We start from the raw sequence: 7,299 nt of genomic DNA on the forward strand, positions 1-7,299 counted from the left end.
CGGTAAGGTTTATTTTCCTGTCTTTTGATAGTGCTTATCCAGGGCTTCCTGCAACGGAAGAGACCGCAAACGGAAGCCTGTTAAATTATAGATGGCATTGGCAATAGCCGGGGTAACAGGTGAAAGGGGTGGTTCGCCCACACCGGAGGGCGGCTCCAAACTTTCCTGAATGATGACCTCTATTGCTGGCGTATCGGTAAGGGCGGCTACCCGATACGTATGAAAACTTGTCTGCGTAAACTGGCTATTCTCAATAGTAGCCTCTTCATACAGCGAAGCACTAATCGCCATCATAGTAGCTCCTTCTACCTGCTGTTTTACACCATTTGGGTTAACAATGGTTCCGGCATCGATGGCTTGAATCACCCGGAAAATTTTTATTTTTTTATCGATAAGTTGCAACTCAACGATGGCTGCCGAAATGGTACCATGATCTTCGCATACAGCGATACCTCGGCCAGTAGCGTCCGCTTTCGGTTTATTCCAGCCAGCCTTTTCGCCAAGTTTCAATAATAAGTTTTTACGACGTTGCAGCAAGGCGGTGTCACCACAGTGATCTAGTCTAAACTGTAAAGGGTTCGCACCAGCTTTACTGGCCATTTCGTCCATAAAACTTTCAATAGCAAACGTATTGGCAAACATACCCACACCCCGCCACAACCCTGTTGGAAAGGGCAGATCGTTGTGCCATATTTTCGTTCGTCTGTTTGGGATAGAATAGGAAACTCGTCCTCCATGACCCGCTACCATGAAGTCAGCCCCTATAATGGGTTTGGCCATCGGTAAGCCTAAAAAAGCCATCGAACCTGTGGCAAATTCATGCTGAATGGCTAAAATTTTACCGGTTGCATCTACTTTGCCCCTCATTACATGATGGGTGTTGGGCCGAACATAGCCATTTTGAAACTCCTGCTGCCGGGTATACAGCAAATGCACGGGTTTGCCTACGGCTTTTGACAGCTTGACAGCCTCAAGGGCATTGTGTTTATAGCCTCTTCTGCCAAAACCGCCCCCTAAGAAGGCCGGTATGATTTGGATGTTCTCTTCCTTAAAATCGGTTTGGTCGACAATGGACTGCCGCATGAAAGCGACATTCTGCGTAGAGGTATATAGTTTCAGTTTTTCGCCTGCTGCATCGGCCACGACAATACTTGGCTCCATCGTCGCATGAAAGCCTATCGGTGTTCGGTATTCGCTGGACAGCACATCACCGGTTAATTCATCATTCGCATTGCCTTCGTCCTGCATGACTACCGCCACACCCTGGCCTACTGTAATGGCATTAATGGCATCCTTAGTGGTATAGTTGGGGTCAAAAGTCCAGGTAGCTTTAATACTGGCAATGGCTTTTTCGGCTGCATACCTTGTCTTGGCGACCACACCAATCCAGTTTTTATCCTGAATTATGGTTAAAATACTCGGATTGCTTTTAGCCAGGGTTGTATCAGCCGTTTTTACTTCACCACCAAAATATGGGCAGTACATGACTGCCCCGTAAACCATACCCGGAACTTCAATATCAATTCCATAAACCGTATTGCCTAGTATCTTGTCTTCCAGGTCAACCCGTTTATGGTCTTTGCCAATATACTTAAACGTAGATGCCTGACGCAGGGCAGGTGTTTTTGCAATCTCCCAGGTTTTGGTTTGTTGGGCGATTTCTGCGTAACTCGCACTGTGACTTCCTGCGGAAAGTATACCATTGGCCGTTTGTACGGCAGTAGTGGGTACAGCCCATATTTTTGATGCAGCTAGTTTTAAGGTTTCCCGCAGCGTGGCCGCTACTTCTCTAATCGGTATATAGAGTGAAGAAGTGCTGTTACTCAGTCCCGTGCCTGCGGTACTTTGTGGACCTGTCAAAGTGGATGCATGGACAACCTTTATTTTAGCAACGTCTAGATCAAGTTCTTCGGCCGCCAATAGGGCAAAGCCGGTAAAAATGCCTTGCCCCATTTCCATCTTGGGCGATTTCAACGTAATCGTATTGTCGATATTAACCTCAAACCATACAGTAGGATCAAAGTCGGTGATACCCGCGTCAAACTTTACATCGGCGGCTACATGGCTCAGGACGCTACGTATTTTGGATCGTCCAAAGTAAAGCAAAGCAACAGAGCCCGCTATAGCAGCGCCCGAACGGGCAAGAAACTTTCTTCTGGAAACCCCCTTTTTTTGAGTACTACTTGGTTGGTCCATCGCTTTTGAGTTTGGCAGCCAAAAGAATTGCTTTCACGATGCGTGGGTGTGTCCCGCAACGGCAAATATTCGAGATGCTGTTTTTTATGTCCTCTTCGGTAGGATGTCTGTTTTCTTCCAGCAGGTGAGCCGCTGCCATCATGAAGCCAGGCTGACAGTACCCACATTGAGGTACCTGGAGGTCCAGCCAAGCCTGCTGAACGGGGTGTATGTTATTATTGTCGGCGGATAGCCCCTCAAGGGTGGTTATATTTTTCCCCCCTGCCAGTCGCGCTGGATACGAACAGGAGCGAATTAACTCACTATCCACATGAACCGAACAGGCACCGCATACCCCCATTCCGCACCCAAACTTGGTTCCCTTTAGCTTGGCTTCGTCCCGAATAAGCCATAACAACGGCATATCAGGGTCGACATCAAAAGCCCTGGCTACACCATTAATCGTGACGTTTAGTTTCATCATTTATAAGCAAGTTGAACGCTATAGCAAACGCGTTGGAGGATATGCCACCTTTGGCAAGTACACGCTGGTCAATAGAAACCCTACCTAACTGAAGGTAAGAAGTGAATGCTACGAAGATCGTAGGGATGGAATTGATGGGTTTAGCCTAAACGACTTTTGTTGTAGTCAAAAGTGAAAAGCCTCAATAAATGGCGGTAGTGTTTGTAGGCTTGTAAGCTCTGGTATACACAATCGAATGCGACCATTCAACCCTCCTGAATCGAGAACACTAGGTTTCGTTCTACACCGTCCAACCTGCTGGGGGCTACTGATTGCTAAGGTGTTTTAGGCATCCCAGCTAATTACCCACTCGCTCGTCACGGTACGTCTAGTCTAAAAATTGGGCTTTGATTTCTTTTCTGAAGGCATTGGGACCAATTTCTAAACGCCTTGCATAAATTGCTTTTGCGTCCTCGCCGGCGATATAATTTACCTGGTCTTTCCCATCTGTTACGGCTTCATAAACCACATCCGCTATTTGGGTGGCATCCGCTGCAACACGCATCATTTTATCTACGTTTGCAAAGAGTTTATCTTCCAGTTTTGTGTAGTCACTGGAGGATACTTTGTCTAGTGAACGCCCTGTGAAATCGGTGGCAACAGCTCCTGGAGCAACCGTTTTGATCTGAATATTGTGCATGGCTAATTCAAATGACATACTTTCGCTCCATCCCTCAACCCCAAATTTGGCGGCATGGTATACGCTATGCAATGGAAAAGCTAACAGACCACCCATTGAAGTAGTACTCACGAAAACGCCAGATTTTTTTTCTCTGAAATGCGGAATAAATTCTTTTGTTACCCTAATCACACCCAACAGGTTGGTGGTAAGCTGATTGACAATCTGGTCATCGGAGAACGATTCCAAGGCCCCCATTAGTCCGTAGCCGGCATTATTAAACACCGCATCAATTTCGTGCAGGCTGATCGCTTCAGCTACCGTTTTTTTTATTTCGACCGGATTAGTAACATCGAGCGGCAGCAATACCACATTCGCGAGATGGTTCAACTCTTTTTCGTTTTCCGGAGATCGCATAGTTGCGATAACATTCCAACCCTTCGCTTGAAATAATTTAGCGGTTGCCTTACCTAAGCCAGAGGAAGCTCCTGTGATAAAAATGGTTTTGTTCATGGAATTAACGGTTTGTAAGTCTCGGACAAACGGAAGTTCTTTAGGTTTGTCAGTTTGATTGTACTATTGTTGACTGTCTGATCTTATTCATTGAAAGACAGACGAAATCCATACGGCTAACGTATTGAGGTAAGATAAGGTAACAGTGGATGAAGCCTAACCAAAGTAGTTCCAACAGGGTTACTTTCTATCAGTTAAACGAATCCCTGAACTCCAGCGGGCTCTGATTCGTCTTGGCTTTGAAGAGCTTATTAAACGATTGTGGACGTTCGAAGCCTAAATTATAGGCGATTTCGGAAACCGATAAGTTACTTACGATTAAATATTCCTTTGCCTTTTCAATCAATTTTTCATGGATATGTTGCTGGGTACTTTGTCCGGTGAGCGACCTGAGTGCATCGCTTAAATAATTGGCAGATAGATTGAGTTGATTTGCCAAACTTTCTACGGTAAGGACTCCTCTTTTTAAGCCCATTTCAGAATTGAAATACTCACTGATAAGGCCTTCGGTTCTTGTCAGTAAATCGACGTTTATCGCCTTACGGGTAATAAATTGTCTTTGGTAAAAGCGGTTACTATATTGAAGCAATACATCTATTTGAGCCAATATAATACCTTGTGTATGAGAGTCAATATGCTGGTATTCTTCATCTATTTTTTTTAAAATGTCAATCACATTATTTTCTTCTTTTTCTGAAAGATGTAAGGCTTCGTTTACAGCATAGGAAAAAAAGCTGTACTCTTTGATACTTACCGATAACGAATGTTTTCCTAAAAAATCAGGATGAAACAGTAGTACATAACCAGATCCGGAAGTTTCATTGAATGTATTGGCGGTTTCCACTTCAACCGATTGAACCTGTTTCGGTGCGGTAAATACCATAGTTCCCCGATCAAAATCATAATAGTTTTGGCCATACTTTACTTTTGACTGAATATTATTTTTTAATGAAATTGTATAAAAATTAGTAGTGAATTTTTTCCAGACATCAGAAGTTATGGCATGTATCTCCGAAACATGTACTATACTAACCAACGGGTGCAATGGTGGCGGAATGGATAGTAAACGATGAAATTCAGATAAGGAATTAATGATGTTCATCTCTGCTTCCGTTTTGGAAATTATGGATTGGGTTGGCTTAATTTCTTTGCTTCCAATACAAAAGCCAAAAAATGATTAAAGCGACTATTTCGATCAGCAACCAGTAAAATTGTTTAATAAAAAATCCATCTAACACAAAGCCTATTAATCTTGCTACGATAATACCGAGTGTAATAGATAGTAATAGAGCAGTAATTAGTAAGTTCCATGAGATCCAATTATTATAAACTATCATGAATCCCCCCATACCAATCAGAACACCCCATTTTACTCTTTTTTCTATCATCTGATAGGCATTGAGGAATGTTGAGAATTTACCAAAAAAATCGGGCTTGATTGCTAATACAAGACCTGTGACCAGCAAACCGATGCCTACTAGTTTCAGTAAAAAATTCATTGCAAATAAAGTGAACGTAGTAGCTATTGCTGATGTCATGTTTATGCCAATCGGGGATTAGCTATTTCAAAAAAAGTATTAGTTTCTCCAATGCTTTGGGCTGAGCATATTAATAAGCGTGGCTCGCTTCTTTGCCGACGTGTTTTTTTGTTGCTGGCAGTGGCTTAATTACATAAATCGAAACCTTCCCTATGTGAATCCAATGCGTTGACTTAGTCATCAATAATTAACAATAAGAGTTGGCTAAGGAAATAGTCAGCCTGATGAAACGTATCAAATAGTATTAAGTTACTCGTACTGGTAAATAACAGTTTCTTGCGTGAGTTTGAATGAAGCCTACGTGTCGTCCTGTAATAGTACCTAGCTTCCAGTAAATCTAATCTTTCCCACCTGCCTGTTTGGCATCTACAGCTGAATTTGGTGTAGAGCTAGCCATTAGTTTTTCGGCACTGTTGGTTACGGCAGTGCGTTGTTGTCCGCCTGCTTTCTTTAATCGCTCGACTTGCCCTGGTTCTATAGGCTTGCGATTACCTTAATTCGTTACTCCTAGATCTAAGCATTCTCGTCTTAGCTACTGCCCGCACAAATATCATTGCACCAATGCGGTTATCGTCAACAAATACTAAGCTTGTAAAAAGCTACAGCTCAGCGAATGGCTTCAACCTTTGTGTGCAGGATCTTCTCAATACCTTGGTTCGCTACCACTTTCACCTTGGCAAGAAGCGTGAAAGGTTAAAGCAATAAATCCTTTATAGCAGGTTGGTTAGTGTACAGCCCAGCCGTTTGCTCTTTTATACTACTTCCAGGATGTATGCTAACCATGGCAGGATTCATTCTTATATAATCAAAATTCTCAGGAAAATTTAACTATCCGCTTACATCACAGCTTCTGTTTTTTAAAACTTACTTTTTGCATAGTTTCCTGCTTTTCATGTTAGCAATGCAAAATTCGGATAGTATATAAAACGAAATGTTTCCAAATTACGGTTCGTTGTTTCCAAATAGGGGGTGCTCATTAAACGCCCTTAATAGTAAAACCTGGTTAGGCTGCGAAGCTCGGTGGGTTGCCCGTTCGCTGGCTGGAAGGATTCGCTTCGCTGGACCAGACGGCCTTGCTGATCATACTCATTTCTATAGGTGAAACTAGACCGATCCGTTTGACGTCCCCAATAGCTGGTAACCACCTTGGTCAGCAAGGCATGGCGGCTGGTTTCACCGTCTAGGGGTTGAGTCGTCAGGGGACCATAATGGGACCGATCATAACTCAGGGTCGTGACTTCATAAGGATCGCTCTGTTGGCCATAGGTCAAGCTGATCTTCACCACATCGCCCTGATCGACTAGACAAGCCCGTTTGGTAATTACTGGATTGACCGACCGATTAATGGTGGTCGAGCTAACTAAGATGCCTTCTGCTGAATAGTGTCTTAAGGTATCCACTAAGACCTGGAACCGATCAAAATAAGTCTGCGAGTAACTGGCATACCGAAGCTGACTGGCGTCCAATGGGTTCTCTACTCGCTGGGAGGGCGTTTGTTCAATTACGGTCGTGGGCGCATAGGTATACTGGTAAGTCACCTCATTGAGTAAGGCCGTTTTAGGAGTCGTCTCTGATGCCTGTCGTTGCACGAGTCGGCGACTGAGCTGTCGACCCAGCTTGTCATAGCGGTAAGTAGTCGAATCGATGGCTGAGTAGCCGTAGTTCACTCCGCTTACGTCAATCGTCCCTAACTGTATGGCCTTCTTGCCAGGGTTAATATAGAATACTGTTATGGCAGTGGGTCTGTGAGTGGGCGCTGAAGTGGGTTCAGGCAGTCTGGTTTCTTGTCGGCAACTGGTCAATTGGTTGCCAAGCCAGCCAAGGCTAATCACCAGTAACGCTCGCTTTAGGGATTTCATCGTGTTGATAGGTAGGCACTTGAATAAAGCCCACTGTTCCAGATAAAACAGATTAAATCGGCCTGTTTTCCA

The 7,299-nt window shown here is 44.0% G+C and carries 6 protein-coding genes; all 6 read right to left on the bottom strand.

Going from position 1 to position 7,299, the window contains the following annotated elements:
* Nucleotides 1–9: 9 nt before the first annotated feature.
* Nucleotides 10–2,196 (bottom strand): molybdopterin cofactor-binding domain-containing protein, encoded by a 2,187-nt coding sequence (locus ACOJS8_RS23785; protein WP_420151054.1) that lies wholly within the window; start codon nucleotides 2,194–2,196, stop codon nucleotides 10–12.
* Entirely contained in the window at nucleotides 2,180–2,659 is a 480-nt protein-coding gene (locus tag ACOJS8_RS23790; protein ID WP_420151055.1) for a (2Fe-2S)-binding protein, read from the bottom strand. The genes ACOJS8_RS23785 and ACOJS8_RS23790 overlap by 17 nt, the downstream gene beginning before the upstream one ends.
* A gap of 367 nt (nucleotides 2,660–3,026) precedes the next feature.
* Nucleotides 3,027–3,830 (bottom strand): SDR family oxidoreductase, encoded by an 804-nt coding sequence (locus ACOJS8_RS23795; protein WP_420151056.1) that lies wholly within the window; start codon nucleotides 3,828–3,830, stop codon nucleotides 3,027–3,029.
* 190 nt (nucleotides 3,831–4,020) lie between these two features.
* Complete coding sequence (locus tag ACOJS8_RS23800; protein WP_420151057.1) at nucleotides 4,021–4,932, bottom strand: helix-turn-helix domain-containing protein; 912 nt, start codon at nucleotides 4,930–4,932, stop codon at nucleotides 4,021–4,023.
* Nucleotides 4,933–4,969: 37 nt separating this feature from the next.
* A complete protein-coding gene (locus ACOJS8_RS23805; RefSeq protein WP_420151058.1) occupies nucleotides 4,970–5,368 on the bottom strand; it encodes a hypothetical protein in 399 nt (132 codons plus the stop codon).
* 986 nt (nucleotides 5,369–6,354) lie between these two features.
* On the bottom strand, nucleotides 6,355–7,299 hold a 945-nt coding region (locus ACOJS8_RS23810), incomplete at its 5' end, for a hypothetical protein (protein WP_420151059.1).

Origin of the sequence: Spirosoma sp. (genome assembly GCF_048594605.1) — a bacterium.
Taxonomy (GTDB): domain Bacteria; phylum Bacteroidota; class Bacteroidia; order Cytophagales; family Spirosomataceae; genus Spirosoma.